23 protein-coding genes are annotated in these 26,879 nt (G+C 70.6%); 11 read left to right on the top strand and 12 right to left on the bottom strand.

Features of this window, described 5'->3' with window-relative positions; genetic code table 11:
* The first annotated feature begins 46 nt into the window (after positions 1 to 46).
* On the top strand, positions 47 to 508 hold the full coding sequence (locus ACE1OC_RS18760) for a GatB/YqeY domain-containing protein (protein ID WP_399381154.1): 462 nt from the start codon (positions 47 to 49) through the stop codon (positions 506 to 508).
* Between the two features lie 99 nt (positions 509 to 607).
* On the opposite strand, the gene ACE1OC_RS18755 is transcribed toward ACE1OC_RS18760, so the two are convergent.
* A complete protein-coding gene (locus ACE1OC_RS18755) occupies positions 608 to 2,881 on the bottom strand; it encodes a transglycosylase domain-containing protein (protein ID WP_407837964.1) in 2,274 nt (757 codons plus the stop codon).
* Positions 2,882 to 3,267: 386 nt separating this feature from the next.
* Here ACE1OC_RS18755 and ACE1OC_RS18750 point away from each other — a divergent pair, with 386 nt between their 5' ends.
* Complete coding sequence (locus ACE1OC_RS18750; RefSeq protein ID WP_250745358.1) at positions 3,268 to 3,618, top strand: WhiB family transcriptional regulator; 351 nt, start codon at positions 3,268 to 3,270, stop codon at positions 3,616 to 3,618.
* A 28-nt stretch (positions 3,619 to 3,646) separates the two neighbouring features.
* On the opposite strand, the gene ACE1OC_RS18745 is transcribed toward ACE1OC_RS18750, so the two are convergent.
* Complete coding sequence (locus ACE1OC_RS18745; protein WP_407837963.1) at positions 3,647 to 5,017, bottom strand: ArsA family ATPase; 1,371 nt, start codon at positions 5,015 to 5,017, stop codon at positions 3,647 to 3,649.
* Complete coding sequence (locus ACE1OC_RS18740) at positions 5,014 to 5,994, bottom strand: ArsA family ATPase (RefSeq protein WP_407837962.1); 981 nt, start codon at positions 5,992 to 5,994, stop codon at positions 5,014 to 5,016. The genes ACE1OC_RS18745 and ACE1OC_RS18740 overlap by 4 nt, the downstream gene beginning before the upstream one ends.
* 76 nt (positions 5,995 to 6,070) lie before the next feature.
* On the opposite strand from ACE1OC_RS18740, the gene ACE1OC_RS18735 reads away from it, so the two are divergent.
* From ACE1OC_RS18735 to ACE1OC_RS18720, 4 genes are all read left to right on the top strand, one after another.
* Positions 6,071 to 6,235 (top strand): DUF4177 domain-containing protein, encoded by a 165-nt coding sequence (locus ACE1OC_RS18735; protein WP_112447450.1) that lies wholly within the window; start codon positions 6,071 to 6,073, stop codon positions 6,233 to 6,235.
* On the top strand, positions 6,232 to 6,705 hold the full coding sequence (locus tag ACE1OC_RS18730) for a RidA family protein (RefSeq protein WP_250745361.1): 474 nt from the start codon (positions 6,232 to 6,234) through the stop codon (positions 6,703 to 6,705). Before ACE1OC_RS18735 ends, ACE1OC_RS18730 begins: the two co-directional genes overlap by 4 nt.
* Before the next feature lie 266 nt (positions 6,706 to 6,971).
* Positions 6,972 to 7,913 carry an NUDIX hydrolase gene (locus ACE1OC_RS18725; protein WP_407837961.1) on the top strand — a complete coding sequence of 314 codons (942 nt, stop codon included), beginning with the start codon at positions 6,972 to 6,974 and terminating at the stop codon, positions 7,911 to 7,913.
* Entirely contained in the window at positions 7,910 to 8,755 is an 846-nt protein-coding gene (locus tag ACE1OC_RS18720) for an MBL fold metallo-hydrolase (protein WP_351372700.1), read from the top strand. Before ACE1OC_RS18725 ends, ACE1OC_RS18720 begins: the two co-directional genes overlap by 4 nt.
* A 31-nt stretch (positions 8,756 to 8,786) precedes the next feature.
* On the opposite strand, the gene ACE1OC_RS18715 is transcribed toward ACE1OC_RS18720, so the two are convergent.
* Entirely contained in the window at positions 8,787 to 9,596 is an 810-nt protein-coding gene (locus ACE1OC_RS18715; RefSeq protein ID WP_407837960.1) for a nucleotidyltransferase domain-containing protein, read from the bottom strand.
* Between the two features lie 99 nt (positions 9,597 to 9,695).
* Entirely contained in the window at positions 9,696 to 10,370 is a 675-nt protein-coding gene (locus ACE1OC_RS18710; protein WP_003981529.1) for a Crp/Fnr family transcriptional regulator, read from the bottom strand.
* A 397-nt stretch (positions 10,371 to 10,767) separates the two neighbouring features.
* Here ACE1OC_RS18710 and nth point away from each other — a divergent pair, with 397 nt between their 5' ends.
* The 3 genes from nth (at position 10,768) to ACE1OC_RS18695 (ending at position 13,645) form a co-directional block, all read left to right on the top strand.
* On the top strand, positions 10,768 to 11,562 hold the full coding sequence (gene nth, locus ACE1OC_RS18705) for an endonuclease III (protein WP_407837959.1): 795 nt from the start codon (positions 10,768 to 10,770) through the stop codon (positions 11,560 to 11,562).
* 105 nt (positions 11,563 to 11,667) lie between these two features.
* On the top strand, positions 11,668 to 12,429 hold the full coding sequence (locus ACE1OC_RS18700; protein WP_407837958.1) for an NUDIX hydrolase: 762 nt from the start codon (positions 11,668 to 11,670) through the stop codon (positions 12,427 to 12,429).
* Positions 12,430 to 12,442: 13 nt separating this feature from the next.
* Positions 12,443 to 13,645, top strand: a complete 1,203-nt coding sequence (locus tag ACE1OC_RS18695) for a MarP family serine protease (protein WP_407837957.1) — start codon at positions 12,443 to 12,445, stop codon at positions 13,643 to 13,645.
* Between the two features lie 433 nt (positions 13,646 to 14,078).
* Here the strand turns inward: ACE1OC_RS18695 and ACE1OC_RS18690 are convergent, their stop codons facing one another.
* The 5 genes from ACE1OC_RS18690 to ACE1OC_RS18670 all read right to left on the bottom strand — a co-directional run bounded on the left by ACE1OC_RS18690 (position 14,079) and on the right by ACE1OC_RS18670 (position 21,879).
* Entirely contained in the window at positions 14,079 to 15,047 is a 969-nt protein-coding gene (locus ACE1OC_RS18690; RefSeq protein ID WP_407837956.1) for an alpha/beta fold hydrolase, read from the bottom strand.
* Complete coding sequence (locus tag ACE1OC_RS18685) at positions 15,044 to 15,502, bottom strand: phage holin family protein (RefSeq protein ID WP_250745370.1); 459 nt, start codon at positions 15,500 to 15,502, stop codon at positions 15,044 to 15,046. The genes ACE1OC_RS18690 and ACE1OC_RS18685 overlap by 4 nt, the downstream gene beginning before the upstream one ends.
* 53 nt (positions 15,503 to 15,555) lie before the next feature.
* A complete protein-coding gene (gene nhaA / locus ACE1OC_RS18680; protein ID WP_407837955.1) occupies positions 15,556 to 17,067 on the bottom strand; it encodes a Na+/H+ antiporter NhaA in 1,512 nt (503 codons plus the stop codon).
* A gap of 208 nt (positions 17,068 to 17,275) precedes the next feature.
* The gene (gene acs, locus ACE1OC_RS18675) at positions 17,276 to 19,231 is read right to left on the bottom strand and encodes an acetate--CoA ligase (RefSeq protein WP_407837954.1); all 1,956 of its coding nucleotides are present in this window, start codon (positions 19,229 to 19,231) and stop codon (positions 17,276 to 17,278) included.
* A gap of 263 nt (positions 19,232 to 19,494) precedes the next feature.
* Positions 19,495 to 21,879 carry a SulP family inorganic anion transporter gene (locus tag ACE1OC_RS18670; RefSeq protein ID WP_407837953.1) on the bottom strand — a complete coding sequence of 795 codons (2,385 nt, stop codon included), beginning with the start codon at positions 21,877 to 21,879 and terminating at the stop codon, positions 19,495 to 19,497.
* 236 nt (positions 21,880 to 22,115) lie between these two features.
* Here ACE1OC_RS18670 and ACE1OC_RS18665 point away from each other — a divergent pair, with 236 nt between their 5' ends.
* Complete coding sequence (locus ACE1OC_RS18665) at positions 22,116 to 23,450, top strand: hypothetical protein (RefSeq protein WP_407837952.1); 1,335 nt, start codon at positions 22,116 to 22,118, stop codon at positions 23,448 to 23,450.
* On the opposite strand, the gene ACE1OC_RS18660 is transcribed toward ACE1OC_RS18665, so the two are convergent.
* Positions 23,404 to 24,414 (bottom strand): ATP-binding protein, encoded by a 1,011-nt coding sequence (locus ACE1OC_RS18660; RefSeq protein ID WP_266956304.1) that lies wholly within the window; start codon positions 24,412 to 24,414, stop codon positions 23,404 to 23,406. The two genes, ACE1OC_RS18665 and ACE1OC_RS18660, sit on opposite strands and share 47 nt — an antisense overlap.
* A 109-nt stretch (positions 24,415 to 24,523) precedes the next feature.
* Between ACE1OC_RS18660 and ACE1OC_RS18655 the strand changes: the two genes are divergently transcribed.
* Positions 24,524 to 25,396, top strand: a complete 873-nt coding sequence (locus ACE1OC_RS18655) for an oxidoreductase (RefSeq protein WP_407837951.1) — start codon at positions 24,524 to 24,526, stop codon at positions 25,394 to 25,396.
* Positions 25,397 to 25,782: 386 nt separating this feature from the next.
* Here the strand turns inward: ACE1OC_RS18655 and ACE1OC_RS18650 are convergent, their stop codons facing one another.
* Positions 25,783 to 26,652 (bottom strand): HAD family hydrolase, encoded by an 870-nt coding sequence (locus ACE1OC_RS18650; RefSeq protein WP_407837950.1) that lies wholly within the window; start codon positions 26,650 to 26,652, stop codon positions 25,783 to 25,785.
* Positions 26,653 to 26,879 lie beyond the last annotated feature (227 nt).

Here is a 26,879-nt window from a genome sequence, read left to right as displayed (position 1 = left end):
GGAAACCGGCGGGCGCCAAAGGCCCCGTACCTGGCAGACTCGGGGCATGACCACGCTCAAGGCCAAGCTCCAGGAAGACCTCACCACCGCCATCCGCGCGCGCAACGAGCTCGCCTCGTCCACGCTGCGCCTGACCCTCTCCGCCATCACCAACCAGGAAGTCGCGGGCAAGGAAGCCCGGGTGCTCTCCGACGAGGAAGTCCTCAAGGTGATCGCCAAGGAGGCGAAGAAGCGCCGCGAGGCCGCTGATGCCTTCGCGCAGGGTGGCCGTCCCGAGCAGGCCGCGCGGGAGACCGCCGAGGGCGAGTTCCTCGACACCTACCTCCCGAAGCAGCTCGGCGAGGCCGAGCTCGACGCGATCGTGGCGCAGGCCGTCGAGGAGGCCAGGGCGGCGGGCGCCGAGGGGCCGCGGGCCATGGGCGCCGTGATGAAGATCGTGAACCCGAAGGTCGCGGGTCTGGCGGAGGGCGGGCGCGTCGCCGCCGCCGTCAAGAAGCACCTGTCCTAGTACGCGCTTCCCGCACGGGAAGCAGGGAGGGCCCCCACCGATCCGGATGCGGATCTGGTGGGGGCCCTCTTCTGCTTTTCGCTACGGACCCTACGGCGCCTAGTCGCGGCCGCCGATGATCCCCGGCGGGATCGTGATCCCGCCGAGCGGGTCGTCCCCGCCCGTGCCGCCCGTGCCGCCGGTGTTCCCGCCGGTGGGGCCGGCTGCGGTCCCACCGCCGGGCCGCCCGTCGCCGGGCTTGCCGTCGCGGCCGGGCTTGCCGGGCTTGTTGGGCTTGCCGCTGGGCTTGGCGCCGGGGGTCGGGCTCGGGGTGTCGGGGATGTTCACCGTGGTGAAGCTCGGGGCCTCGCGGCCGGAGAGCGCGCCGGAGACCGCCTGCTTCCAGATCGGGCCGGGCAGGCCACCGCCGAAGACCTTGTCGTAGTACTGGCCGCCGATGGTGATGTTCTCCATCGACACCTGCTTGGCGCCGCCGGAGCCGACCCAGGTCGCGCCGGACATGTTCGGGGTGTAGCCGACGAACCAGGCGTTGTAACGGCTGTCGGTGGTACCCGTCTTGCCCGCGCTCTGCCGGTCGGTCAGACCCGACTGCTGGCCCGTACCGGAGTCGACCACGCCGAGCAGCAGCGTGTTGATGGTGTCGGCGGTCCGCTCGGTCATCGCGCGGCCGCACTTGGACTTCGGGACCGTCAGGGCCTTGCCGTGCGCGTCGGTGATCGACTCGATGGTGACCGGGGTGCAGTACACGCCGCGGTTGGCGAAGGTGGCGTAGGCGTTGGCCATGGTCAGCGGGGACATGCCCTCACTGCCGAGGGCGATGGCCGGGACCTCGGGGAGCTTGGCGCCGTTGGCCGGGATCACGCCGAGCTTGGTGGTCATCTCGGTGACGGGGCACAGGCCCACCTCGGAGATCATCTCCACGAAGTAGGTGTTGACCGACTTAGCCATCGCCTCCTTCATCCCGTAAGGGCCGACCTCGGACTCGGTCTCGTTCTCCACCTTGGCGCGGTCGGTGTTGACCCAGGGCTTGTCGCCGCAGGTCCTCACCGGGCTCGGGTAGTCCATGTCGTACGGGGACTGGTACATCTTCGTCGGCGGCAGCCCGCCTTCGAGGGCGGCGGCCGCGACGAACGCCTTGAAGGTGGAGCCGGTCGGGAAGCCGAAGTTCGAGCCGCCCATCTTCTTGTCCACCGAGAAGTTGATCTGGGTCTCGTTCTTGCCGAAGCCGTACGGCTTGGACTGGCCCATGGCGAGGACCCGCCCGGTGCCGGGCTGGACGAGGGTGACGGCCGTCGCGACCTTGTCGTCCTGGTCCACGTGGTCCTTGATGGACTCGTTGACGGAGTCCTGCGACTGCGGGTCCAGGGTCGTGCGGACCGTGAGGCCGCCCTGGTTCCAGACCTTCGCCCGCTCCTCGCGGGTCTTTCCGAAGGCGGTGTCGTCGAGGAAGGTGTTGCGCACGAAGTCGCAGAAGAAGCCCGCGCCCTTGACCGCGGTGATGCAGCCGTTCTTCGGCTTGGTCACCTTCAGCTGGAGCGGCTTCGCCTTCGCCGCGTCCGCCTCGGCCTGCGAGATGTTCTTCACGTCGGCCATGCGCTGGAGGACGATGTTGCGGCGCTTCGTCGCCTCCTGCGAGTCGTTCACCGGGTCGTACCGGCTCGGCGACTGCACCACGCCCGCCAGCATCGCCGCCTCGTCCAGGGTCAGGTCCTTGGCGGGCTTGCTGAAGTAGCGCTGGGCCGCGGATTCGATGCCGTACGCCTGCTGCCCGAAGTACGTGATGTTGAGGTAGTTCTCGAGGATCTTCTGCTTCCCGAGCTCCTCCTCGACCTGGATCGAGTACTTCAGCTCGCGGATCTTGCGCCCGAGGCTCTTCTCCTGTGCCTCGCGCACCTTCGTCTCGTCGTCGCCGGCTTCCTCGACGAAGACGTTCTTCACGTACTGCTGCGTCAGCGTCGAGGCGCCCTGCGCCGCGCCGCCCTCCTGGGCATTGCGGTTGACCGCACGCAGGATGCCCTTGAGGTCGATCGCGCCGTGCTCGTAGAAACGGGAGTCCTCGATCGCGACGATGGCCTTCTGCATGTACGGGGAGATGGCCGTGATCGGGACCACCTGCCGGTCACGCGAATAGACCGTGGCGATCAAGCCACCCTCTGAGTCCAGAATCGTGGTGCGCTGGCTCAACGGAGGTGTCTTGAGATTGGCCGGGATCTCATCGAACCCCTCGACCGTGCCCTTGGCCGCGAGCCCCAGGGCGCCGGCGCCCGGGATCGCGATGCCTGCGAGCACAACTCCGGAGAGAACGGACACACCGAGGAACTTGGCGGCCTGCTGTGGCCCCGTGAGCCCGCCGCCCGAGCGCTTCTTTCCCATAGAGGGCAGCCTACGTTCTCATTCGCCGGACACGCGCGAATGCCTTGGCCTAAGCTGTCCCCAACTGTCACAGCAGTGCGGTGGGACATCAACCCCTCGGCTTGTTTTTCACCCTTCCCGAATGGGGTGGACGCATGTCCGAATCTCGCCTCCTGTGATCAGCATGCCCCGTCGATTTCACCCAAATCGCCGGAATGGTCGGGCATGTCGCAGGATCACTCCGTCGGGTGATCTGCCGCTTACCCATAGTCCGTTCGGACCATTCAAGATTGGGCCCGTCGGGGGTGTTGCACTGTGCCCACCTTCCGTAACGTCCTCAACTGGCAGCGGTGAATATGCCGCTACCGCCGTGGGGGAGCCTCGATTCGGGAGAGGACGGCGCCGGGATGGGCTGGGTTACCGACTGGAGTGCGCAGGCAGCCTGCCGCACTACCGATCCGGATGAACTGTTCGTTCAAGGAGCGGCACAGAACAGGGCCAAGGCGGTGTGCACCGGATGTCCGGTGCGGACCGAGTGCCTGGCCGACGCGCTCGACAATCGTGTCGAGTTCGGAGTGTGGGGCGGAATGACCGAGCGGGAACGACGTGCGCTGCTGCGCCGGCGTCCCACCGTCACCTCGTGGAGGCGACTGCTCGAAACCGCACGCACGGAGTACGAGCGCAGTACGGGCATCCTCACCATGGATGACGATGAGGAGATCGGTGTTCCGTACGAGACGTACGCGGCAGCCGGGTAGACCACCTGGGCACCCGTCGTAGGAACGCCTACGCTCCGGCCGGAACCCCGGCCGCGAGTCGCTCTCCGATGGCCCGCAGCCCGGCGAGGTCGTGTACGTCGCCGGGCAGGGCGGCCACTTCGGCCACCGCCACCTCGGGGTGCAGCGAGGTGAAGCGGTCACGCGTGCGCTGTTCGCGCGCGATGACCTGCATGCGCTCCGCGTGCAGGCGCAGCAGTCCTGCAGTGATCACGTCCACATCGGCGTCCACGTCGGCGTCCGCGCCAACGGCGTCTACGGTGTCGGCGCCGGTCTCTCGCTCGATCCTGGCATCGGGGTCGGTCTCCGTGTCGAGGTCGGTCTCCGGGTCGGTCTCCGTGGAGTCACGAAGTCCAGCTTTCCCGGACTCCTGATCCACAATGCGGCCTTCTTCAAGATTCTCCGCAGCGGCCAACGCCCGCTCCGCGGAGAGCTGTTCGGCGTCACTGCCGTGCACCCGGTTCAGTACGAGCCCGGCCAGCGGCATCCGCTCCGCGGCCAGTCGTTCCACGAAGTACGCGGCCTCGCGCAGCGCGTCCGGTTCGGGCGCGGAGACCACGAGGAAGGCCGTACCGGGAGCCTGGAGGAGCTGGAAGGTCGCGTCCGCGCGGGTGCGGAAGCCGCCGAACATCGTGTCCATGGCGGCCACGAAGGTCTGCACGTCCTTCAGCAGCGAGGCACCCATCAGCTTGCTCAGCGTGCCCGTCATCATCGACATGCCGACATTGAGGAACTTCATCCCCGCCCGGCCGCCCACCTTCGCCGGAGCCATCAGCACCCGGATGAACTTTCCGTCCAGGAAGGACCCCAGGCGCCCCGGTGCGTCCAGGAAGTCCAGCGCGGACCGGCTCGGCGGGGTGTCCACCACGATCAGGTCCCAGTCGTCCCGGGCCCGCAGCTGCCCCAGCTTCTCCATCGCCATGTACTCCTGCGTGCCCGCGAAGCCGGCCGACAGGGACTGGTAGAAGGGGTTGGCGAGGATGGCCTGCGCCCGCTCGGGGTCGGAGTGGCCCTCGACGATCTCGTCGAAGGTCCGCTTCATGTCGAGCATCATGGCGTGGAGTTCGCCGCCCCCGGAGCCCTCCGCGCCGCCCCCGGAGCCCTTCGCGCCCTCCACCCCGTGAACCCGGCGCGGGGTGTTGTCGAGCGAGTCGATCCCCATCGACTGGGCCAGCCTGCGTGCCGGGTCGATGGTCAGGACGACCACCTTGCGCCCGCGCTCGGCCGCCCGTACCCCGAGGGCCGCGGCGGTGGTGGTCTTGCCGACCCCGCCCGCCCCGCAGCACACGATGATCCGGGTCTGCCGGTCGTCCAGCAGCCGGTCGACGTCCAGCCGCGGGGGAGCGTCCATCGTCGCCTCCATGGTCCGGGCCTCGCTCATTCCTCGCCCACCTGCTTCCGGAGCTCCGCGGCGAGCCCGTAGAGCCCGGCCAGGTCCATCCCCGCGCCGAGCAGGGGGAGTTCGTACGTCGGCACGTCCAGCCCCGCCAGTACGGTGCGCTGGGTGCGCTCCAGCTCCACCCGGCTCGCGTGCTCCGAGGCCTGCGCGAGCAGCGGGTCCACCAGCCGCTCGGCCAGCCCGCCGCGCCGGGCGCTGCCGAGGCCCGCCCGGGACAGCGCCCGGGAGACATCGGAGCGCCGCTCGCCGGAGGCGGCGCGCAGGGCGGCCTCGTCGAGGTGGTGCGGCCGGACCATGTTCACGATCACCCGTCCCACCGGCAGGCCCGCCTCCCGGAGTTCGGCGATCCCGTCGGCGGTCTCCTGGACGGGCATCTCCTCCAGCAGGGTCACCAGGTGCACGGCCGTCTCGGGGGACTTGAGCACCTTCATGACGGCCTGTGCCTGGTTGTGGATCGGCCCGAACCGGGCCAGGCCCGCCACCTCGTCGTTGACGTTCAGGAAGCGGGTGATCCGCCCGGTCGGCGGAGCGTCCATGATCACGTGGTCGTAGACGAACCGGCCGGCCTTGTCCTTGCGCCGGACCGCCTCGCAGGCCTTGCCCGTCAGGAGCACGTCCCGCAGGCCCGGCGCGATGGTCGTCGCGAAGTCGATGGCGCCGAGCTTCTTGAGGGCGCGGCCGGCCGAGCCGAGCTTGTAGAACATCTGGAGGTAGTCCAGGAGCGCCCGCTCCGCGTCGATGGCGAGCGCGTAGACCTCCCCGCCGCCCGAGGCGACGGCGATCTTCCGGTCCTCGTAGGGGAGCGCCTCCGCCCCGAAGACCTGGGCGAGGCCCTGCCTGCCCTCGACCTCCACCAGAAGAGTCCGCTTGCCCTCGCGTGCGAGGGCGAGCGCGAGTGCCGCGGCGACCGTGGTCTTGCCGGTGCCGCCCTTGCCGCTGACCACCTGGAGCCTGCTCACAGGGCCCGAGCCTAATTCCTCCCGGGTGGCGGCGGTGGTGGCGGGGCCCCGCACGGCAGGCACTACGCTCGCTCCCATGACCAAGAAGTTCGAATACGCGACCGTCCCGCTGCTGGTCCACGCCACCAAGCAGATCCTGGACACCTGGGGCGAGGACGGCTGGGAGCTCGTCCAGGTCGTCCCCGGGCCGAACAACCCCGAGCAGCTCGTGGCCTACCTGAAGCGGGAGAAGGCGGCATGAGCGGAGTCGTCGAGGCGAGGCTGGCCGAACTCGGCCTGACCCTGCCCGAGGTCGTCCCGCCGCTGGCCACGTACCAGCCGGCCGTGCGGTCGGGTGCCTACGTGTACACCGCGGGCCAGCTCCCGATGGTCAAGGGCAACCTGCCGGTCACCGGCAAGGTCGGCGCCGAGGTCTCGGCGGAGCAGGCCAAGGAACTGGCCGCGACCTGCGCGCTGAACGCGCTCGCCGCGGTGAAGTCCGTCGTCGGCGACCTCGACAAGATCGCGCGCGTCGTGAAGGTGGTGGGCTTCATCGCCTCCGCCCCCGACTTCACCGCCCAGCCGGGCGTGTTGAACGGCGCGAGCGAGCTGCTGGGCGCCGTCCTCGGCGACAAGGGCGTCCATGCCCGCAGCGCGGTCGGCGTGGCGGTCCTCCCGCTGGACGCCCCGGTCGAGATCGAGATCCAGGTCGAACTGGTCCCCGGAGCCTGAGCTCAGTGTCTGCCCCGGAGGGGCCGGATCCGCCCTGCCGGGCAGGATCCGGGCCCTCCGGCGTCCTTCCAGCCGTCCGGCGTTTGTGGACCGGGGTCTGGGGCTGAGCCCCAGGGGGTCCGGGCACAGCCCGGGGAACGGTGGAAGGGCGGGTAGGGGACTCCGCTCCGCGCAGCGGCACATCCGCGGCCGAGACCGAGCCCCCGTACAACGGTGCTCCAAGGTCAACCCTCGAACATCGGCCCGGATGGCCGTAGCATCCCGCCATGCCGAATGGTCAGTACGGTCAGCAAGAGACCTCCGCCGGAGGTCAGTGGTACCCGCCGGAGTGGCCCGACCGGATCCGCGCCCTCGCGGACGGCGCCCTCACCCCGACGGAACCCAGGCGCGCCGCCACCGTGATGCTGCTGCGCGACACCCCCGACGGCCCCGCCGTGCACATGCTGCGCCGCCGGGTCGAGATGGCCTTCGCCGGAGGCGCCTACGCGTACCCCGGCGGCGGCGTGGACCCCCGCGACGAGGACCACCGCATCGGCTGGGCCGGCCCGAGCCGTGCCGAGTGGGCCGAGCGGATGGGCACCGACCCCGCCACCGCCCAGGCGATCGTCTGCGGAGCCGTCCGGGAGACCTTCGAGGAGGCCGGGGTCCTGCTCGCGGGCGAGTCCGCGGACACCGTCGTCGGCGACACCACCGGCGAGGACTGGGAGGCCGCCCGCGCGGCCCTGGTCGCCCGTGAGCTGTCCTTCGCCGAGTTCCTCGACCGCCGGGGCCTCGTCCTGCGTTCCGACCTGCTCGGCGCGTGGGCCCGCTGGATCACTCCGGAGTTCGAGCCGCGCCGGTACGACACCTGGTTCTTCGTCGCGGCCCTCCCCGAAGGCCAGCGCACCCGCAACGCCTCCACCGAGGCCGACCGCACGGTCTGGATCCGCCCCGCCGACGCCGCCGCCGGCTACGACAAGGGCGAGCTGCTGATGATGCCGCCCACCATCACCACCCTGCGCTCCCTGGAGCCGTACGGGAGCCCCGCCGAGGCCCTCGCCGCTGCCGGGGCCCAGGACCTGACCCCGGTGCTCGCCCGGGCCACCCTGGAGGGCGGGGAGCTCGTGCTCAGCTGGCCGGGCCACGACGAGTTCACCAAGCGCGTCCGCCTCGCGGACCGGGGCGCCGCGAGCCCGGGCCCCGAGCACCCGGGAGGAGCCTCCGCATGACCGACGCCGCCGCCCTGCCCGGCCAGCCCCGCGGAATGGTCGTCTCCGGGCCCGCCACCGCCCGCGCGGTGAACATCCTGGCGCCGAACGCCTCCGCGATGACCCTCGACGGCACCAACACCTGGCTGGTCTCCGAGCCCGGCTCCGACCTGGCCGTGGTGATCGACCCGGGCCCGCTGGACGACGTACACCTGCGCGCGGTGATCGACGCCGCCGAGAAGGAGGGCAAGCGGGTCGCGCTGACCCTCCTCACCCACGGACACCCCGACCATGCGGAGGGCGCGGCCCGCTTCGCCGAGCTGACCCGGACGAAGGTGCGCGCCCTGGACCCGGCCCTGCGCCTGGGCGACGAGGGCCTGGCCGCCGGGGACGTCATCCGCACGGGCGGTCTGGAACTGCGGGTGGTTCCGACGCCCGGGCACACCGCGGACTCGCTCTGCTTCCACCTGCCCGCCGACCGGGCGGTCCTGACCGGCGACACGATCCTGGGGCGCGGCACCACCGTGGTCGCGCATCCCGACGGGCGGCTCGGCGACTACCTGGACTCCCTGCGCCGGCTGCGCTCGCTGACGGTCGACGACGGGGTCCACACGGTGCTCCCGGGGCACGGCCCGGTCCTGGACGACGCGCAGGGCGCGGTGGAGTTCTACCTCGCCCACCGGGCGCACCGGCTCGCGCAGATCGAGACGGCGGTCGAGAACGGCCTGACCACCCCCGAGGCGGTCGTCGCCCACGTCTACGCGGATGTGGACCGGTCCCTGTGGCCGGCGGCGGAATGGTCCGTACGGGCGCAGCTGGAGTACCTGACGGAGCACGGGCTGATCCCCGGGAACCCCGAGTGAGCGGGCCGCGGCCTCATCCGAAAGGGACGGCCTACCCCGCCGGACGGGGCGTCTTCGTCCCGTGCCGGGCCGCGTACTCGTCCGCGAGCCACGGCCCGAGGTCCTCGACGTAGGCGCGCAGCACGGCCGGGTCGGCGACCGGGTCCAGCGCGGCGGCGGCCGCGGCGCGCATCTGGTCGGCGCGCTCGGGGTAGTACTGCGCGAACACCTCCGCCGACTCGGTGAGGTCGCTGGTCCAGCCGCCCCACCGCGGCATGACGAGGGTGAACCCGGTCCGCACGAGGTGCCGGGAGACGCCCCGGCACAGCTTGCGGTACTCCTCCGGGGTGGTCGCCTCCCGGATCCGCTCGCGCACCCCGGGCAGCAGCCCGGCGAGGTCGCCGTTGGTCTCGCGGGCGAGCAGGCCGTCCGGCCGGTAGCGGGGCAGGTGCTCGGCCAGGTCCGCCCCGAGCAGCGGGGTGCACAGGCAGGCGAGGAGCCAGCCCAGGTCGTATCGTTCCTGCTCGCTCAGCAGCCGGTCCTTGCCGTACAGCAGGATCCCGACGCCGTCGATCTCCGGGAACTCCTCGTCGAGGCCGTGTGCCAGTGCCCCGGTGGTGTCGCGGTCCTCCTCGCCGGGTGCGTGGTGCAGGGCGATGAGCAGGTCGAGGTCGGACCGCCCGGGCCGGGCCGTGCCGCGCGGCACGGACCCGTACAGGTAGGCGCTGTGCAGCCGTCGTCCGTACGCCTCCGCGATCCGCTCCCGCGCGGCGGCGACGAGCCCCCGGAACTCGGCCTGCACGTGCCCGAGCGCGCCTTCGCGCTCGAAGTACCCGTACGCGTCGAGGCCTCTGTGTTCCATGGGTCCACTGTGCCTCCACTGCGGCCGCACGCCTCTGGTTGAAACGCGAAAAGGGGCCCCGCCCGACCGGGCAGGACCCCTCAACGGAGACTACGAGCGTCAGCGGGACCGCTTCGCGAGGCGCTCCACGTCCAGGAGGATCACCGCACGCGCCTCCAGGCGGAGCCATCCGCGTCCCGCGAAGTCGGCCAGGGCCTTGTTCACGGTCTCGCGCGACGCACCGACGAGCTGGGCCAGCTCTTCCTGCGTGAGGTCGTGCACGACGTGGATGCCCTCCTCCGACTGCACGCCGAAGCGGCGCGACAGGTCGAGGAGCGCACGGGCCACGCGGCCCGGAACGTCGGAGAAGACCAGGTCGGACATCTGGTCGTTGGTCTTGCGCAGGCGCCGCGCGACGGCGCGCAGCAGCGCGGTCGCCACCTCGGGCCGGGCGTTCAGCCAGGGCTGGAGGTCTCCGTGACCCAGACCCAGCAGCTTGACCTCGGTCAGCGCGGTGGCGGTGGCGGTGCGCGGACCCGGGTCGAACAGCGACAGCTCGCCGATCAGCTCTCCGGGGCCGAGGACGGCCAGCATGTTCTCGCGGCCGTCGGGGGAGGTGCGGTGCAGCTTCACCTTGCCCTCGGTGACGACGTAGAGCCGGTCACCGGGGTCGCCCTCGTGGAACAGGGCGTCACCACGTGCGAGGGTCACCTCGCCCATGGAGGCGCGGAGCTCCGCGGCCTGCTCGTCATCGAGCGCCGCGAAGAGCGGGGCACGCCGCAGTACGTCGTCCACGAGTCTCTCTCCTATGTCGACCAGCCGGGGGATCGCTCCCCCATTTTGCCGGACGGCTCAAACAGTGCGATCAATCACGTTCATCACAAGGATGCCGGACGTACGGGTGTGCTGTGCGGCGAGAGGCCGATCGGGGTGGTGTTACCTGAGGTCCGGGGCCGTCGTCGCCGCCGTGTCCCGGACCGGCCGGGTGTCCAACAGGCCGGTGAGAGCACAGGCCAAGGGGTCCGGGGGAGTGACGGCCATAGCAAATTCAGCCGTGGGCGAACATGCCCCGGTGGGAGCCCTCCCGGAGCAGTCACCCCCGTTTCAGGGCAAAACTTGGGCCAAGAAACCCCGGCCGGGCGGAGGTCACGTCCGGCCACGGGCGGAGGGCTGTGCGGCGTAGCCTTCGGGGATGGCAGAGAGCAAGGTCAAGAAGGCCGGGGCGAAGCCGGAGAGCCATCTGGCGATGGTGCGGCGGGCGCGCAGGATCAACCGTGAGCTGGCGGAGGTCTACCCGTACGCGCACCCGGAGCTCGACTTCCGCAACCCCTTCGAGCTGCTGGTCGCCACCGTCCTGTCGGCGCAGACCACCGACCTGCGGGTGAACCAGACGACCCCGGCCCTCTTCGCCGCGTACCCGACCCCCGAGGACATGGCCGGAGCCGATCCGGAGGCGCTGGAGGAGATCATCCGGCCGACCGGGTTCTTCCGGGCCAAGGCCAAGTCCCTGCTCGGCCTCTCCGCCGCGCTGCGCGACAACTTCGGCGGCGAGGTGCCGGGCCGGATCGAGGACCTGGTGACGCTGCCCGGCGTCGGCCGCAAGACGGCCAACGTGGTCCTCGGCAATGCCTTCGGAGTCCCCGGGATCACCGTCGACACCCACTTCGGCCGGCTGGTGCGGCGCTGGAAGTGGACCGAGCAGGAGGATCCGGAGAAGGTCGAGGCGGAGATCTGCGCGATCTTCCCGAAGAGCGAGTGGACGATGCTCTCGCACCGCGTCGTCTTCCACGGCCGCCGGATCTGCCATTCCCGCAAGCCCGCCTGCGGGGCCTGCCCGATCGCACCGCTCTGCCCGGCCTACGGGGAGGGCGAGACCGACCCGGAGAAGGCGGCGAAGCTCCTGAAGTACGAGAAGGGCGGCCAGCCCGGCCAGCGCCTGAGCCCGCCCCCGGACTACCCGGGCCTCCCGGCGCCCGCCCGCGCCTGAGCCCGGCCGTATCCGGCAGCGGAGCCGCACCCGCAAGGAACGAATCGGTACCCGCCCCGCGTTTTGCGGTGCGTGGGGAACGCAGAAGCACGGACAGGGGTGCCTATGACAGAGGCCACGCAGAACCGCCGGGCGGGCACCGCCGGGCCCGGCGCAGCCACCGCGCACGGGGGCCCGTACGACCAGGGCGGCCGGCGCGGAAGCATCGACCTACACACCCACGGCCTGCCCGACTGGCTGGACCCCGTCGTCGAGGCGGCCCGGACGGTCCGGCCCACCCAGCTCAGCCGGTTCCTGCCGCCGGAGGACGGCCGCGGCCGCCAGTCGGCCGTACTGATCCTCTTCGGCGAGGGCCCCCGCGGCCCCGAGCTGCTGCTGATGGAGCGCGCCGGCACCCTGCGCTCGCATCCCGGCCAGCCCTCCTTCCCCGGCGGCGCCCTCGACCCCGAGGACGGCGACCCGGGCACCACCGGCCCGCTGCGCGCCGCGCTGCGCGAGGCCGAGGAGGAGACGGGTCTGGATCCGGCCGGGGTCCAGCTCTTCGGGGTGCTGCCGCCGCTCTACATCCCCGTCAGCAAGTTCGTCGTGACCCCGGTGCTCGGCTGGTGGCGCGCCCCCAGCCCGGTCGGCGTGGTCGACCCGGCCGAGACCGCCCGCGTCTTCACGGTGCCCGTGGCCGATCTCACGGACCCCGAGCACCGCGTCACCGTCGTCCACCCCAGCGGCTTCCACGGCCCGGCCTTCACCGTGGAATCGGCTCTGGTCTGGGGTTTCACGGCCGGAGTGATCGACCGGATCCTGCACTTCGCCGGCTGGGAGCGTCCCTGGGACCGGTCCCGGGAAGTCCCGCTCGACTGGCGCGCATGAGACGGTGGGCCCTGTGAACGTGCTGGACATCCTGTTGCTGCTCGCCGCCGTATGGTTCGCGATCGTCGGCTACCGCCAGGGGTTCGTCGTCGGCATCCTGTCGGTGATCGGCTTCCTCGGCGGTGGTCTCGTCGCCGTGTCCCTGCTGCCCCTGATCTGGGACCGGGTCACCGACAACGGCACCCAGGTGTCCACCACGGTCGTCGTCATCGCCGTGGTCGTCATCATCATCTGTGCCTCGATCGGCCAGGCGTTGACCACCCACCTGGGCAACAAGCTCCGGCGCTACATCACATGGTCCCCGGCCCGCGCACTCGACGCCACGGGCGGCGCCCTGGTGAACGTGGTGGCGATGCTGCTGGTGGCCTGGATGATCGGGTCGTTGCTCGCCGGTACGTCACTTCCCACGCTGGGCAAGGAAGTCCGCAACTCCAAGGTGCTCCTCGGCATCGACCGGGTGCTCCCGGCGCAGGCGGACACCTGGTTCTCGGACTTCAGCTCCACCTTGGCCCGCAACGGCTTCCCGCAGGTCTTCAGCCCGTTCTCCAACGAGCCGATCACCGAGGTCAAGCCGCCGGACCCGCTGCTCGCGAGCAGCCCCGTGGCCGAGGACGCCAAGCGGTCGATCGTGAAGGTGGTCGGCACGGCGCCCTCGTGCAGCAAGGTGCTGGAGGGCACCGGCTTCGTCTTCGCGCCGGGCAAGGTGATGACCAACGCGCACGTCGTCGGCGGGGTCGCCGAACCGACCGTGCAGGTCGGCGGCGAGGGCAAGCTCTACGACGGCAAGGTCGTGCTCTACGACTGGGAGCGCGACATCGCCGTCCTGGACGTGCCCAAGCTGAAGGCGCCGGCACTGGAGTTCACCGACAAGGGCGCGGCGAGCGGCACCGACGCCATCGTCGCGGGCTTCCCGGAGAACGGCTCGTACGACGTCCGCGCGGCGCGCGTCCGCGGCCGGATCAACGCCAAGGGCCCGGACATCTACCACCGCGGAACCGTGCGACGGGACGTCTACTCCCTCTACGCGACGGTCCGCCAGGGCAACTCCGGCGGCCCGCTGCTGACGCCCGAGGGCAAGGTGTACGGGGTCGTCTTCGCGAAGTCCCTCGACGACCCCAACACCGGTTACGCCCTGACCGTGGACGAGATCCGCGACGACATCCGGACCGGAGCGACGGCGGACCGGCGGGTCGGCAGCCAGGGCTGCGCCCTCTGAGCCCTGCGGGAGTGTTCGAGCCCTACGGGAGCCTTGAGGGGCTCCCGTAGCACTGCCGGGACCCGTGGCCCCATCGGCTTCCAGAGCCCTTGCGGGGCCCCTGCCTACGTACGCTGGTGCCTGAGCCGGGCGGAGACCCAGCGGGCCCGCCGGCGCAGGATGCGCGGAATCCCGAGTCGGGGGTCGTCGTGGCCTTCGCGGCCCTGCCCCCTGTGCGTGCCCGGCGTGACCGTCGAGCGGCGTTCGTGTGCGGTGTCACCGTAGTCGTGCGTCCAGCCCATACTCCGAGCTGTGCCCGGGGCCCAAGGTCGGTAATCGCGTTGAGGGCGGCCAATTGGCCTATGCGCCAGGCAATTGAATGCTTGTCATATAAGCGGCTGTCGACTCAGTGGTCCGGCTGGTCCGGCTCAGCGGTGCGGCTCAGCGGTGCGGCTCAGCGGTCGGGCTCGGGATCCTTCAGCCAGTTGACCAGCTCGGTGGAGAACGCCGCAGGGTCCTCTTCGTGGGGGAAGTGCCCGAGCCCGTCGAAGAGCCGCCAGCGGTACGGGGCTTCGACGTACTGCCCGGATCCCGCCGCACTCCGCGTGCGCATCACCGGATCGAGCGAGCCGTGCAGGTGCAGCGTCGGCACCCGCACCGGCCGCTTCATGCGCCGGTTGAACTGCAGGCCGTCCGGACGGGCCATGGACCGCATCATCCAGCGGTACGGCTCGACCGAGCAGTGCGCCGTGGAGGGGATGCACATCGCGCGCTGGTACACCGCGATGTCGTCCTCCTCGGGGAGCCGCGGGCCCGACCAGTCGCGGATCAGTTCGCCGACGAGCGCCCCGTCGTCGGCGACGAGCTGCCGCTCGGGCACGAACGGCCGCTGGAAGCCCCAGATGTGCGAGCTGGCGCGGGTCTGCCCGAAGTCGGACAGCATCGCGGACCGCCAGCGCCGCGGGTGCGGCATCGAGGACACCACCAGCCGGCGCACCAGCTTCGGCCGCATCACCGCCGCCGTCCAGGCGAGGTAACCGCCCAGGTCGTGCCCGACGAGGGCGGCGTCGGGCTCGCCGAGGGACCGTACGACCCCGGTGATGTCGAGCGCGAGGTTGGCCGGGTCGTAGCCCCGCGGGGTGCGGTCGCTGCCGCCCACCCCGCGCAGGTCCATCGCGACCGCACGGTAGCCCGCGTCGGCCAGCGCGGTCATCTGGTGCCGCCACGTCCACCAGAACTGCGGGAAGCCGTGCAGGAGCAGCACCAACGGTCCGTCGCCCAGCTCGGCGACGTGGAACCGCGCCCCGTTGGCCGCCACGTCCCGGTGCGTCACTTCTCGCCCGCCGGGGATGGCGATCCGGACCGCCGTGGCGGCGGTGGGGGGCGTACCGGACGTGCCGGAATCCGACGAGGGGGAGGTCATGAGGACGAGCGTGCCACACCCACGGCGTTGTCACTGACCGACCGGGCGTGGGGCTTGACGGTGCCGACGAGGGCCGCCGTCTCCTTGACCGAGGCGATGGTCTTCACCGGCGGCTTGATCTTCTTGAACTTCGCCATGGCGATCAGCCCGATCACGGCCGCGAGCAGCCAGAACGCCACGCCGACGATCAGGAAGGACCAGGCCAGCCCGAGCCCGAGGTTGTGGATCCCGTACGCCGCCGCGAAGCTCAGCACCGGCAGCGAGAAGAGGAGGAGCACGCCGGCGACGATCGCGGCGCCGCTGCCGATGCCCGCGCGCTTGACGTCCTGCTTGATCTCCACCTTGGCGAGGGCGATCTCGTCGTGCACCAGGGCGGACATCTCGGCGGTGGCCGAGGCGACCAGCTGGCCGAGTGTGCGCTCGGCTCCTGGGGCCCCTTGGTCCACTGCGCTCATCGCTCTCTCCCTCTGTCGTCCGACTGCGACGGCTGTCCTGTCGTCAGGTCAGATCATGCCGGACGGCCGCCGTCGGCGCTGGACCCGCCCGCTGCTTCGGCCCCTGCGTCGGCCGCCGGCTCGGCCGCCGGTTCCCGCACGCCGGCCGCGACCTCGTCGGCCCTGCGCAGGTGCTCCGCCGCCTTGGCCTCGTAGATCTTCGCCATCCGCAGGTGGTAGTCCGGCTTGTCCTGCTCGTAGATGTCGGGGATGCCGTCGAGGTCCTCGTCGCGCTCCTCGTCCTCGATGAGCTTCTTGTACTTCCGGTTGCGCATCTTCAGCAGGACGCAGGCGACGACCGCGGCGATGAGCGAGCCGATCAGGACGGAGGCCTTGATCTCGTCGGTGAGGACGGGGTCGTCGGTGAAGGCGAGCTCGCCGATCAGGAGCGAGACGGTGAAGCCGATTCCGGCGAGCGAGGCGACGGCGAACACGTCCGGCCAGGCGAGGTCGTCATTGAGCTCCGCCTTGGTGAAGCGGGCGGCGAGCCAGGTGCCGCCGAAGATGCCGAGCGTCTTGCCGACGACGAGGCCGAGCACCACGCCGAGCGGCTCCGGCCGGGTGAAGACCTGTCCGATGGACTCGTCGGAGAGGGAGACGCCGGCCGAGAACAGGGCGAAGAGCGGGACGGCCAGACCGGCCGAGACGGGCCGGACCATGTGCTCGATGTGCTCGCCGGGGGAGTGGTGCTCGCCCTCCTTGCGGTGGCAGCGCAGCATCAGGCCCATGGCGACACCGGCGATGGTGGCGTGGACGCCGCTGTTGTACATCAGGCCCCAGATGACCAGGGCGAGCGGGACGTACACGTACCAGCCGCGCACGTTCACGCGGAGCAGGAACCAGAAGAGGACCAGGCCCGCGACCGCCCCGCCGAGCGCCAGGAAGTTGATCTCGCTGGTGAAGAACACCGCGATGATCATGATGGCGAACAGGTCGTCGACGACGGCCAGGGTCAGCAGGAACGCGCGCAGGGCGGACGGCAGCGAGGTGCCGATGACGGCGAGGACGGCCAGGGCGAAGGCGATGTCGGTGGCGGTCGGGACCGCCCAGCCGTCCGTCGAGCCGTTGCCGAGCACGTTGGTCAGTACGTAGACCAGCGCGGGCACGGCCATGCCGCAGAGCGCGGCGATCACCGGGAGCGCGGCCGCCTTGGCGTCGCGCAGGTCGCCCGCGACGAGCTCGCGCTTGAGCTCGATGCCGGCGACGAAGAAGAAGATGGCGAGCAGGCCGTCGGCCGCCCAGTGCTGGAGTGAAAGGTCCAGGCCGAGGGAGGCGGGGCCGATGTGGAAGGAGCGGACGCTGTCGTAGCTCGCCGAGATGGCGGGCACGTTCGCCCAGATGAGGGCGGCGATCGCGGCCACGAGGAGCAGGACGCCGCCGACCGTCTCGGCGCGCAGGGCGTCGGCCACGAAGCGGCGCTCCGGCAGCGAGAGGCGGCCGAGGAGCTTGCGGCTCGGGTTGTCGGTGGGGCTGGGCGCGGCCACGGGGGGCACCTCCGGGGTGGGTTGGACGGCATGGCGAAGCATGTTGCCGACCAGACTTCCCGGCGCACCCTGTGGAGTAGTTCTTTAACCATCTAATACTTTACAGGGTGTACGCGTGGGCGTATCCGGTGATCGTCACTTTATGTGCGAAAAGGGCATCCGGCGCGGCGCGCCGAATGCCCCTTCCGTCGTGTCGTACGGGTGTCCCGGCCGGTGTCAGCCGGTGTCCCGGCCGATCTCGGCCGGTGTCTCAGTCCTCGCTGCCGGCGGCCGGCAGCTTGCTCTGGATCAGGTCCATGACCGAGGAGTCCGCGAGCGTGGTGACGTCACCGACCGCGCGGTTCTCGGCCACGTCGCGCAGCAGACGGCGCATGATCTTGCCCGAGCGGGTCTTCGGCAGCTCCTGCACGGGCAGGATCCGCTTCGGCTTGGCGATCGGTCCGAGCGTGGCACCCACGTGGTTGCGCAGCTCGGCGACCAGCGTGTCCGTCTCGGAGGCGCTGCCGCGCAGGATCACGAAGGCCACGATGGCCTGGCCGGTGGTCTCGTCGTTCGCACCGACGACCGCCGCCTCGGCGACCGAGGGGTGCGAGACGAGCGCCGACTCCACCTCGGTGGTCGAGATGTTGTGGCCGGAGACCAGCATGACGTCGTCCACCCGGCCGAGCAGCCAGATGTCGCCGTCCTCGTCCTTCTTGGCACCGTCGCCCGCGAAGTACTTGCCCTCGAAGCGGGACCAGTACGTGTCGACGTACCGCTGGTCGTCGCCCCAGATGGTGCGCAGCATCGACGGCCACGGCTCGGTGAGGACCAGGTAGCCGCCTCCGCCGTTCGGGACCTCGTTCGCCTCGTCGTCCACGACGGTGGCGGCGATTCCGGGCAGCGCGCGCTGCGCCGAACCGGGCTTGGTCTCGGTGACGCCGGGCAGCGGGGAGATCATCATCGCGCCGGTCTCGGTCTGCCACCACGTGTCCACGATCGGGCAGCGGTCGCCGCCGATGTGCTTGCGGTACCAGATCCAGGCCTCGGGGTTGATCGGCTCGCCGACCGAGCCCAGGACGCGCAGGCTCGACAGGTCGAACTTCGCGGGGATGTCGTCGCCCCACTTCATGAACGTCCGGATCGCGGTCGGCGCGGTGTAGAGGATGGTGACGCCGTACTTCTGCACGACCTCCCAGAACCGGCCCTGGTGCGGGGTGTCCGGCGTGCCCTCGTACATCACCTGGGTGGCGCCGTTGGCGAGCGGCCCGTAGACGATGTAGGAGTGCCCGGTCACCCAGCCGATGTCGGCGGTGCACCAGTAGACGTCGCTCTCCGGCTTCAGGTCGAACACCGCGTGGTGGGTGTACGAGGCCTGCGTGAGGTAGCCGCCGGAGGTGTGCAGGATGCCCTTGGGCTTACCCGTGGTCCCCGAGGTGTAGAGGATGAAGAGCGGGTGCTCGGCGTCGAAGGCCTGCGGAGCGTGCTCGGTGCTCTGCCGCTCGACGACCTCGTGCCACCAGACGTCCCGGCCCTCGGTGAAGGCGGTGTCCTGGCCGGTGCGGCGCACCACGAGGACGTGCTCGACCTGCGGGCACTTGGCGACGGCCTCGTCGATGGCGGGCTTCAGGGCGGTGGGCTTGCCGCGGCGGTAGCCGCCGTCGGAGGTGATGACCAGCTTCGCGTCGGCGTCCTGGATGCGGGAGGCGACGGCGTCGGCGGAGAAACCGCCGAAGACCACGGAGTGCGCGGCGCCGACGCGGGCGCACGCGAGCATCGCGACGACCGCCTCGGGGATCATCGGCAGGTAGACGGCGACCCGGTCGCCGGCCTGTACGCCCAGCTCGGTCAAGGCGTTCGCGGCCTTGGAGACCTCGTCCTTGAGCTCGGCGTAGGTGATCGAGCGGCTGTCGCCGGGCTCGCCCTCGAAGTGGATGGCGACGCGGTCGCCGTTGCCGGCCTCGACGTGGCGGTCCACGCAGTTGTACGCGACGTTCAGCTTGCCGTCCGCGAACCACTTCGCGAAGGGCGGGTTGCTCCAGTCGAGCGTCTCCGTCGGCTCGGTGTCCCAGGTCAGACGGCGCGCCTGCTCGGCCCAGAAGCCCAGCCGGTCCGCGTCGGCCTGTGCGTACGCAGCCTGAGTCACATTGGCGGCGGCGGCCAGATCGGCAGGCGGTGCGAACCGCCGCTCCTCCTTGAGCAGATTGGCCAGGCTTTCATTGCTCACGACGCATCTCCCTTTCCCGGGGTGTCCGTTGTGTCCCCGGTTGTGTCCCCGGGCATAGCTCATCAGTCAATGGCCCGGGTGACAAGAGGTTGTCGGGAATTGGTGTAGACCTATTTCCCGGCCGGGCCCACGCGCGAGTGGCCCCCTCCCGCTGCAGGTGCGGGAAGGGGCCACTCAGTGGCACGGATAACGGAGAGTATCGGTTCAAAGCTCCCCAGGCCCGGGAGCGCGACCGTACCGGCCGCCCGCCGGGCCCTGCTCGTTCAGCCGCGCAGCGACCCCGCGCCGACGGTGTCGAAGACCCGGCAGTCGAAGAAGTCCTGCCCCTCCGACAGCAGGTACGCCTGCGCCTCGCCGACGTGGAAGTACATCCCGTGCAGCTCCAGCGTGCCCTCGGCGAGCCGCCGGGCCACCGATTCGTGGGCCTTCAGGTGCTCCAGCTGCTGCACCACATTGGTCAGGCACAGCTGCTCCACGGCGTCCGCCGGCAGCCTTCCGGAGATCCGCGCCCAGGCGTGATGGCGGCTGCCCATCCGCTCCAGGCTCGGCAGCCCGTGCCGCAGCCACCGCCGCAACGGGGTCATCGGCATCCCCGGCGCGGAGTTGAGCAGGGCCTGCATGGCCCCGCACCCCGAATGCCCGCACACCGTGATGCTGTCCACCTGGAGGACGTCCACGGCGTACTCGATGGCCGCCGCGACCGAATCGTCCGTGGACTCCGCCCCCGGGAGCGGGACGAGGTTGCCGACGTTGCGGACCGTGAACAGGTCCCCGGGGCCGCTCGCCGTGATCATGCTCGTCACCAGACGGGAGTCCGCACAGGTGAGGAAGAGCTGCGAGGGCCGCTGCCCCTCCCGGGCCAGCCGGGCCAGCTCCTCGCGCACGTGCGGAGCCGTGTCGCGCTGGAAGGCGCTGATCCCGTTGGCCAGTTGACCGGCGCCGCGCCCGCGGGGCCCGGCCGGCGGGTCGGGGGCCGGGGCGGGTGAGGCGTCCGGGCTCCCGGCCGCCTCGGGGGCCGTACGGGCCACCGTGCCGCGGTGGTCGCAATGGTTCTGCCACGGGGTCCAGGGCCGGCAGCACTGGTGGTCCCCGCGCTGCGCACCCCGCTCGGCGCGCTCGGTCCGCTGCGCCTGCTCGGTTTCGGCGATCCTGGCCCCCGACCGGCCGGTGACCTCCAGCGAGCCCCCGTGTGCCAGATGGGAGTTCCGCCAGTCCTGGAGGGTCTCGTAGGCGGCGTGGTCCATGAACGAGCCGTCCAGTTCGATGACGGCGTGCCCGTTGCCCGGGATCTGGTTGAGCACCCGGCTCAGTCGCGGTACGGCGAGGAAGGTCAACTGCCCCCGCGCCCAGACCCGGTGGACTCCGCTGTCGAGGCGCTCGACGGTGATCCGGGTCCGGGCCAGACGGTGCAGGGCCAGGGCGACGGCCACGGCGATGCCGATGGCGACGCCTTCCAGGACTCCGCCGAGCACCACGGCCACGATGGTCGTGGCGTAGACGAGGGACTCGCGGTGCCGGGTGACGGTGCGCAGGTGTGTGATGTTCACCATCTGCACGCCGACCGCCATCACCAGTGCGGCGAGCGCGGCGAGCGGGATCAGGTCGAGGAGCGGCACGAGCAGGCCGGCGGCGAGCAGCACCCAGAAGCCGTGCATCATGGACGACCGCCGGCTCATCGCACCGGACTTGACGTTGGCCACGCTGCGGACCGCCACGCCCGTGATGGGCAGTCCGCCCAGTGCGCCCGAGACGATGTTCGCCGCGCCCTGGCCCCGCAGTTCGCGGTTGAGGTCGGCCCGGGCGGGGCGCTTGTCCGTGGTCCGTTCGGCGGTGATCAGCTTGTCGGTGGCCACCGCCGAGAGCAGCGACTCCACGCTGCCGACCAGGGTGATGGTCAGCACTGCGGCGATGAGGCCGAGCACCGGCCCCTCGGGCACCTCCGGCAGTGCGTGACTGCGCCAGGACGGCAGGTCCACGCGGGGCAGGGACAACCCGGCGAGGGCCGCGAAGGCCGTCGCGGTGGCGACGGCGGCGAGCGCGGCCGGCACCTTGCGCAGGGCCTGCCCGATCCGGCCGGGCAGCCGGGGCCAGCCGAGCAGCACGACCAGTGTGAGCACGCTGATGCCGAGGGCGACGGGGTGCAGGTCGGCCAACTGGTCGGGCAGCCCCAGGACATTGGCCACTGCAGAGCTCTGCGGGGTGCCGCCGAGCACGATGTGGAGCTGCGCCAGGGCGATCGTCACGCCGATGCCCGCGAGCATGCCGTGGACGATGGCCGGGCTGACCATCAGCGCGGAACGGGCGGTCCGCAGCGCGGCGAGGCCGAGTTGGCAGCAGCCCGCGAGGACCGTGATGGCGCAGGTGGTGCGCCAGCCGTAGTGCTGGATCAACTCGGCGGTGACGACGGTGAGTCCGGCCGCGGGGCCGCTCACCTGGAGGGGTGCTCCGCCGAGACGTCCGGCCACGATCCCGCCGACCGCCGCGGCGACGAGCCCCGCCTGGAGCGGGGCTCCCGTGGCCAGGGCGATGCCGAGGGAGAGCGGCAGGGCGATCAGGAAGACGGCGATGGAGGCGGAGAGGTCGGCGGAGAGGTCGCCGGAGGCTCTCCCGACGGGTGGAGGGGAAGTGGTGGTGGGGGTGCTTTTCATAAGTCCCGTCTCCTCGGGGGGAGGGGTGAAGCGGCGGGATTCTCAACACTCGGTAAACGAACGGTAATGGAGAGTAAAGGCCAGTGGTAGGTAATACGGGCAAATGGCCTAGAAATTAGCGCGCACGAGTGAATAGGCATTTAGTCCGGCTTGTCACACCTTCCTAAAAACGGACCGCATGGGACGTTGCGGCGCGGAAGTCCTGCGACGGAACTGCGAGGGAAGAGGTGCGGCGGATGACTGCCACCACGAAGAAGGGCGCGACCAAGAGGATCGCCGGCGGCCTGGTCGCCACGGCGCTGGTCCTGGGTGTGGCCGGGTGCAGCACCTCGGAGCCCGCCGGCCGTCCGGCCCCGGAAGGTCAGGCGGCCAAGAAGGGCGCGCCCGCGCCGGAAGGCCCGGCTCCGGGCAGCGTCAAGCGGCTCATCGGCGACGGTTCGACCTCGTACACGGGTCTGCAGCCGAACGTACAGAAGGCGGAGAAGCTGAAGCCCGGCGAAAAGCCGCCGCAGTTCGTCGTCTATTCGTGGGACGGGGCGGGAGAAGACAGCCAGAAGCTCTTCTCGCATTTCCGTGAGGTGGGCAAGAAGTACAACGCCCGTATGACGTACTTCCTCAGCGGCGTGTACATGCTCCCGGAGGAGAAGCGTTCCCTCTACACCGCGCCCCAGCACTCCCCGGGCCGCTCCGACATCGGCTTCGGCGACCCCCAGGGCATCAAGGACACCGCTCTCCAGGTGCGCGAGGCCTGGCTGGAGGGCAACGAGATCGGCACCCACTTCAACGGCCACTTCTGCGGACCCGAGGGCGGCGTCGGGACCTGGTCCGTGGACGAGTGGAAGAGCGAGATCAACCAGGCGAAGTCGTTCGTCAAGAACTGGAAGACGAACTCGCCGGCCCTCAAGGGCATGGAGGCGCTCCCGTTCGACTACGACAAGGAGATGATCGGGGCCCGCACCCCCTGCCTCGAAGGCCAGAAGAACTTCATGCTGGCCGCGAAGGAGATGGGCGGCTTCCGATACGACTCCAGCGGCATCAGCAAGCAGATCTGGCCGAAGAAGACGGACGGCCTCTGGGACATCCCGCTCCAGCTGGTCCCCATGCCCGGCCGCGCCTTCGAAACGCTCAGCATGGACTACAACTACCTGGTCAACCAGTCCGGTACGACCACGCAGGGCGACCCCTCGCAGCACGCGTACTGGGGTGAGCAGATGCGCGACGGCCTGGCCAAGGCCTTCGAGCGGACCTATCAGGGCAACCGCGCGCCGCTGATCATCGGCAACCACTTCGAGTCCTGGAACGGCGGCACCTACATGCGTGCCGTCGAGGACTCCATCAAGACCATGTGCACGCAGAAGGAGGTCCGCTGCGTGCCGTTCCGCGAGCTGGTGGACTGGCTGGACGCCCAGGACCCGAAGGCCCTGGAGTGGATGCGCACCCTCGACGTCGGCGAGGCGCCGAAGGAGGGCTGGAACAAGTTCCTGACGGCGGGGCCGCCGGCCAAGCCGGCCGCCCCCGCCGGGGTCAAGCCGGCTGCGGAGCCGGCAGGCGCGAGTCAGAACGAGGAGTGAGCAGTTCCCGTAGGACGAAACCGGGGTCGATCTGGTCCGCCAGGTCGATCCCGGTCTTCGCGTTGCCCCAGCTCTCCGCGTTGCGCAGGTGGAAGTGGACCATCTGCTCGGTGTACCGCTCCCAGTCGCGGTGCGCGTAGGAGTCGTCCGCCGCGTCCTGCAGCGCCTGCAGGGCCAGCCGGTTGGTGGCCTCCAGCAGCTCGAAGGCGGCCGGGCGGCCCTTCTCCATCGCCCGTACCCAGTCCGACTGCCCGACGGTGACCAGCAGGTCCTCGCCGGCCTCGTCCTGGAGGAACTCGATGTCCTCCGGGCCCTGCACCTTGTTGCCGACGACCTTGAGCGTGATCCCGAAGTCCCGCGCGTACTCCTTGTACTGGCGGTAGACGGAGATGCCCTTGCGGGTCGGTTCGGCGACCAGGAAGGTCACGTCGAAGCGGGTGAACATGCCGGAGGCGAAGGAGTCCGAACCGGCCGTCATGTCGACGACGACGTACTCGTCCGGGCCGTCGGCGAGGTGGTTGAGGCAGAGCTCGACCGCGCCGACCTTGGAGTGGTAGCAGGCCACGCCCAGATCGGACTCGGTGAACGGCCCCGTCGCCATCAGCCGTACGGGCTCGCCGTCGAGCGTCACGGTGCGCGCGCATGCGTCGTAGACGGGGTTGTCCTCGTCGACGCGCAGCAGCCGGGAGCCGGTGCCGGGCGGAGTGGTCTTGATCATCGTGTCGGCGGAGGCGATGCGCGGGTTGGAGCCCCGCAGGTACTCCTTGATGAGGGGCAGGTGCGCGCCCAGCGCGGGCAGCGAGGCCGCGTCGTCCTCGCTGAGTCCGAGCGCGGTGCCCAGGTGCTGGTTGATGTCGGCGTCCACCGCGACGACACGGGCTTCATTGGAGGCGAGGTGGCGGATGAAAAGGGAGGACAGCGTGGTCTTGCCGCTGCCGCCCTTCCCCACGAAAGCGATCTTCATGTTCACGAAGGGTAGTGGGTCGGTGGCTTTGTGTTGTATGCCTGAGTGAAGAAGACCACTCCAAGGAGGGGTCGGTGCTATGGGGGAGCAGTGCGTAGGCTCCTTACTTATGAGTAGCGCCTCTGCTTCCGCCGCCTCTTCGGCCGCCGCTTCCGGTTCCGCCCCCGCCTCCGCCGATCCGCTCGCCCCGCTGGCCGCTCTGCCGGGCGTCTCCGAGTCCGTGGAATCCGTACGCAAGGCCGTGGACCGGGTCTACGGACACCGCGTCATGCGCCGCCGCGCCGTGGCGGTCGCCTCGGAGGCCGCGCTGCGCGGAGCGCGCGGGAGCGCGGCGCTGTCGGGGGCCGACTGGGCGCTGGAGGAGGTCCGCCGCCGGAGCGACTTCGGCTCGGAGCCGGAGGCACGGACGGTGGGCGCCGCCCTGCGTCTGACGGCCGAGGCGGGCCAGTTGCTGAGCATCTGGCGCCAGTCGCCGCTACGGGTCCTGGCGCGGCTCCACCTGGTGGCCTCGGGCTCCACGGCCGACGGCGACGTGGTCGGCCGGCCCCGCCTGGCCGGTGAGCCGGTGGACGAGCCGCTGATCGACCTGCCCCTGCCCGACGCGCAGGAAGTGGCGGGCCGGCTGGAGGGGCTCTCCGGCCTGATCATCGCGGGCGGCTCCGCTCCGGCGCTGATCACGGCGGCGGTGGTGCACGGCGAGCTGCTCGCGCTGTGTCCGTTCGGTTCGTACAACGGCCTGGTGGCGCGGACCGCGGAGCGGATCGTGCTGATCAACAGCGGCCTGGACCCGAAGGCGATCTGCCCGGCGGAGGTCGGGCACGCGGAACAGGGCCGGGATGCCTACGTGGAGGCCTTCAAGGGCTACGTCTCCGGGACCGCGGAGGGGATGTCGGCCTGGATCGCGCACTGCGGCCGCGCGATCGAGCTCGGTGTCCGCGAGTCGACCGCGGTCTGCGAGGCGCTCCAGCGCGGCGCGGCCTGACGGGGGCCGGTGGCGACCGGTGGGGCCTGACGGGTCCGGACATGGGTTGCGGCGACACCGTACTGCTCTGGTGTCGCCGCTGGCATTTACGCCCAGTTACCAAGCGTCCTCGATGATTGCCCATCAGGTCGGGAGCTTTGCCCGTCACCTGGTGCGGCTGGCCCGTAATCGACGGGTCGACGTCGCGTGGGTGCTCGGCGTTCATGCGATCTTGCTTCGGTCCGTGGGCCATACTGCGTTTTAAAGATGATCCTCTCGGATGTTCTTTGGTCTCGCGGGCCTTGACTCCTTTGTACTCCGCTTCGGAGTGGAGCGAAACCCCTCGCCGCATTTCTTTGCTTTACGGTGCGAATCAGGGTGTATCGGACACCCGGTGTTCGCGCAGGTCAGCGGGGCGCGGCGGCGGCCAGGGCGCGCCGCCGGCTCGCGTACCAGACCAGTCCGGCGGTGGCCGCGGCCGCGCCCACCGCGGCGGCGGCGACCAGCGCCGGCCGCGCGGGCATCGACAGTCCGGGCAGCCGCTGCTTCAGCCGTACCGGACGGTTGAACACCAGCACCGGCCACTCGCGCGCCACGGCTTCCCGTCGCAGTGCCCGGTCGGGGTTGACCGCGTGCGGGTGCCCGACCGCCTCCAGCATCGGGATGTCGGTGGCCGAGTCGCTGTACGCGTAGCAGCGCGAGAGGTCGTACCCCTCGGACTCCGCGAGTTCGCGCACGGCCTCCGCCTTGGTCGGGCCGTAGGCGTAGTACTCGATCTCGCCGGTGAAGCAGCCGTCATCGCCCACGACCATCCGGGTGGCGACGACCCGGTCGGCGCCCAGCATCTCGCCGATGGGTTCGACGACCTCGGCTCCGGAGGTGGACACGATCACCACGTCGCGGCCCGCGGTGTGGTGGGCCTCGATGAGGGAGGCGGCCTCGTCGTAGATCAGCGGGTCGATGAGGTCGTGCAGGGTCTCGGCGACGATCTCCCGGACCTGCTGCACGTTCCACCCCTTGCAGAGGGCGGACAGGTACTCCCGCATCCGCTCCATCTGATCGTGGTCGGCGCCGCCGGCCAGATAGATGAACTGCGTGTAGGCGGTGCGCAGCACGGCCCTTCGGTTGATCAGGCCGCCCTGGTAGAAGGACTTGCTGAACGTCAGAGTGCTCGACTTCGCAATGACCGTCTTGTCCAGGTCGAAGAAGGCTGCGGTGCGAGGCAAGGAGTGCGGCAAGGGCTGATTTTCCACGACCCGAGCATATGCGCCCACCATTCGGCGTAAAGTGCGGCGCGTGGGTTTGCCTGAGAAGCCTCTCGGGTACACCATGGAAGTCACGGATCGTTCGCGACCGTGCTAACCCGGTCTGGCTCCTCCCCCCCCGAGTCGGACCGTGGGGACGACCCCCGCTCTCCCCCCCGGCGGGGGTCGTCGCATGTCCGGACGCGGTTTGCGTCCCTGCCTTCGACCCCAAGTGATCACTCCTCGGGCCTCCTCGTCTT

The sequence above is a fragment of the Streptomyces stoeckheimensis genome (assembly GCF_045822005.1).
Lineage (GTDB): Bacteria > Actinomycetota > Actinomycetes > Streptomycetales > Streptomycetaceae > Streptomyces > Streptomyces stoeckheimensis.
The sequence above is the reverse complement of the archived record's forward strand: the minus strand, read 5'-3'. Positions and strand labels throughout refer to the sequence as shown.

Coding starts and splice junctions, on each gene's coding strand:
- ACE1OC_RS18760 (WP_399381154.1), top strand. CDS start 47: ATGACCACGCTCAAGGCCAAGCTCCAGGAAGACCTCACCACCGCCATC.
- ACE1OC_RS18660 (WP_266956304.1), bottom strand. CDS start 24,414: ATGAAGATCGCTTTCGTGGGGAAGGGCGGCAGCGGCAAGACCACGCTG.
- ACE1OC_RS18665 (WP_407837952.1), top strand. CDS start 22,116: ATGACTGCCACCACGAAGAAGGGCGCGACCAAGAGGATCGCCGGCGGC.
- ACE1OC_RS18735 (WP_112447450.1), top strand. CDS start 6,071: ATGACCAAGAAGTTCGAATACGCGACCGTCCCGCTGCTGGTCCACGCC.
- ACE1OC_RS18655 (WP_407837951.1), top strand. CDS start 24,524: ATGAGTAGCGCCTCTGCTTCCGCCGCCTCTTCGGCCGCCGCTTCCGGT.
- ACE1OC_RS18750 (WP_250745358.1), top strand. CDS start 3,268: ATGGGCTGGGTTACCGACTGGAGTGCGCAGGCAGCCTGCCGCACTACC.
- nhaA (WP_407837955.1), bottom strand. CDS start 17,067: ATGCTTCGCCATGCCGTCCAACCCACCCCGGAGGTGCCCCCCGTGGCC.
- ACE1OC_RS18700 (WP_407837958.1), top strand. CDS start 11,668: ATGACAGAGGCCACGCAGAACCGCCGGGCGGGCACCGCCGGGCCCGGC.
- ACE1OC_RS18715 (WP_407837960.1), bottom strand. CDS start 9,596: ATGGAACACAGAGGCCTCGACGCGTACGGGTACTTCGAGCGCGAAGGC.
- ACE1OC_RS18650 (WP_407837950.1), bottom strand. CDS start 26,652: ATGGTGGGCGCATATGCTCGGGTCGTGGAAAATCAGCCCTTGCCGCAC.
- ACE1OC_RS18730 (WP_250745361.1), top strand. CDS start 6,232: ATGAGCGGAGTCGTCGAGGCGAGGCTGGCCGAACTCGGCCTGACCCTG.
- ACE1OC_RS18720 (WP_351372700.1), top strand. CDS start 7,910: ATGACCGACGCCGCCGCCCTGCCCGGCCAGCCCCGCGGAATGGTCGTC.
- ACE1OC_RS18755 (WP_407837964.1), bottom strand. CDS start 2,881: ATGGGAAAGAAGCGCTCGGGCGGCGGGCTCACGGGGCCACAGCAGGCC.
- ACE1OC_RS18690 (WP_407837956.1), bottom strand. CDS start 15,047: ATGACCTCCCCCTCGTCGGATTCCGGCACGTCCGGTACGCCCCCCACC.
- ACE1OC_RS18670 (WP_407837953.1), bottom strand. CDS start 21,879: ATGAAAAGCACCCCCACCACCACTTCCCCTCCACCCGTCGGGAGAGCC.
- nth (WP_407837959.1), top strand. CDS start 10,768: ATGGCAGAGAGCAAGGTCAAGAAGGCCGGGGCGAAGCCGGAGAGCCAT.
- ACE1OC_RS18745 (WP_407837963.1), bottom strand. CDS start 5,017: ATGAGCGAGGCCCGGACCATGGAGGCGACGATGGACGCTCCCCCGCGG.
- ACE1OC_RS18725 (WP_407837961.1), top strand. CDS start 6,972: ATGCCGAATGGTCAGTACGGTCAGCAAGAGACCTCCGCCGGAGGTCAG.
- ACE1OC_RS18685 (WP_250745370.1), bottom strand. CDS start 15,502: ATGAGCGCAGTGGACCAAGGGGCCCCAGGAGCCGAGCGCACACTCGGC.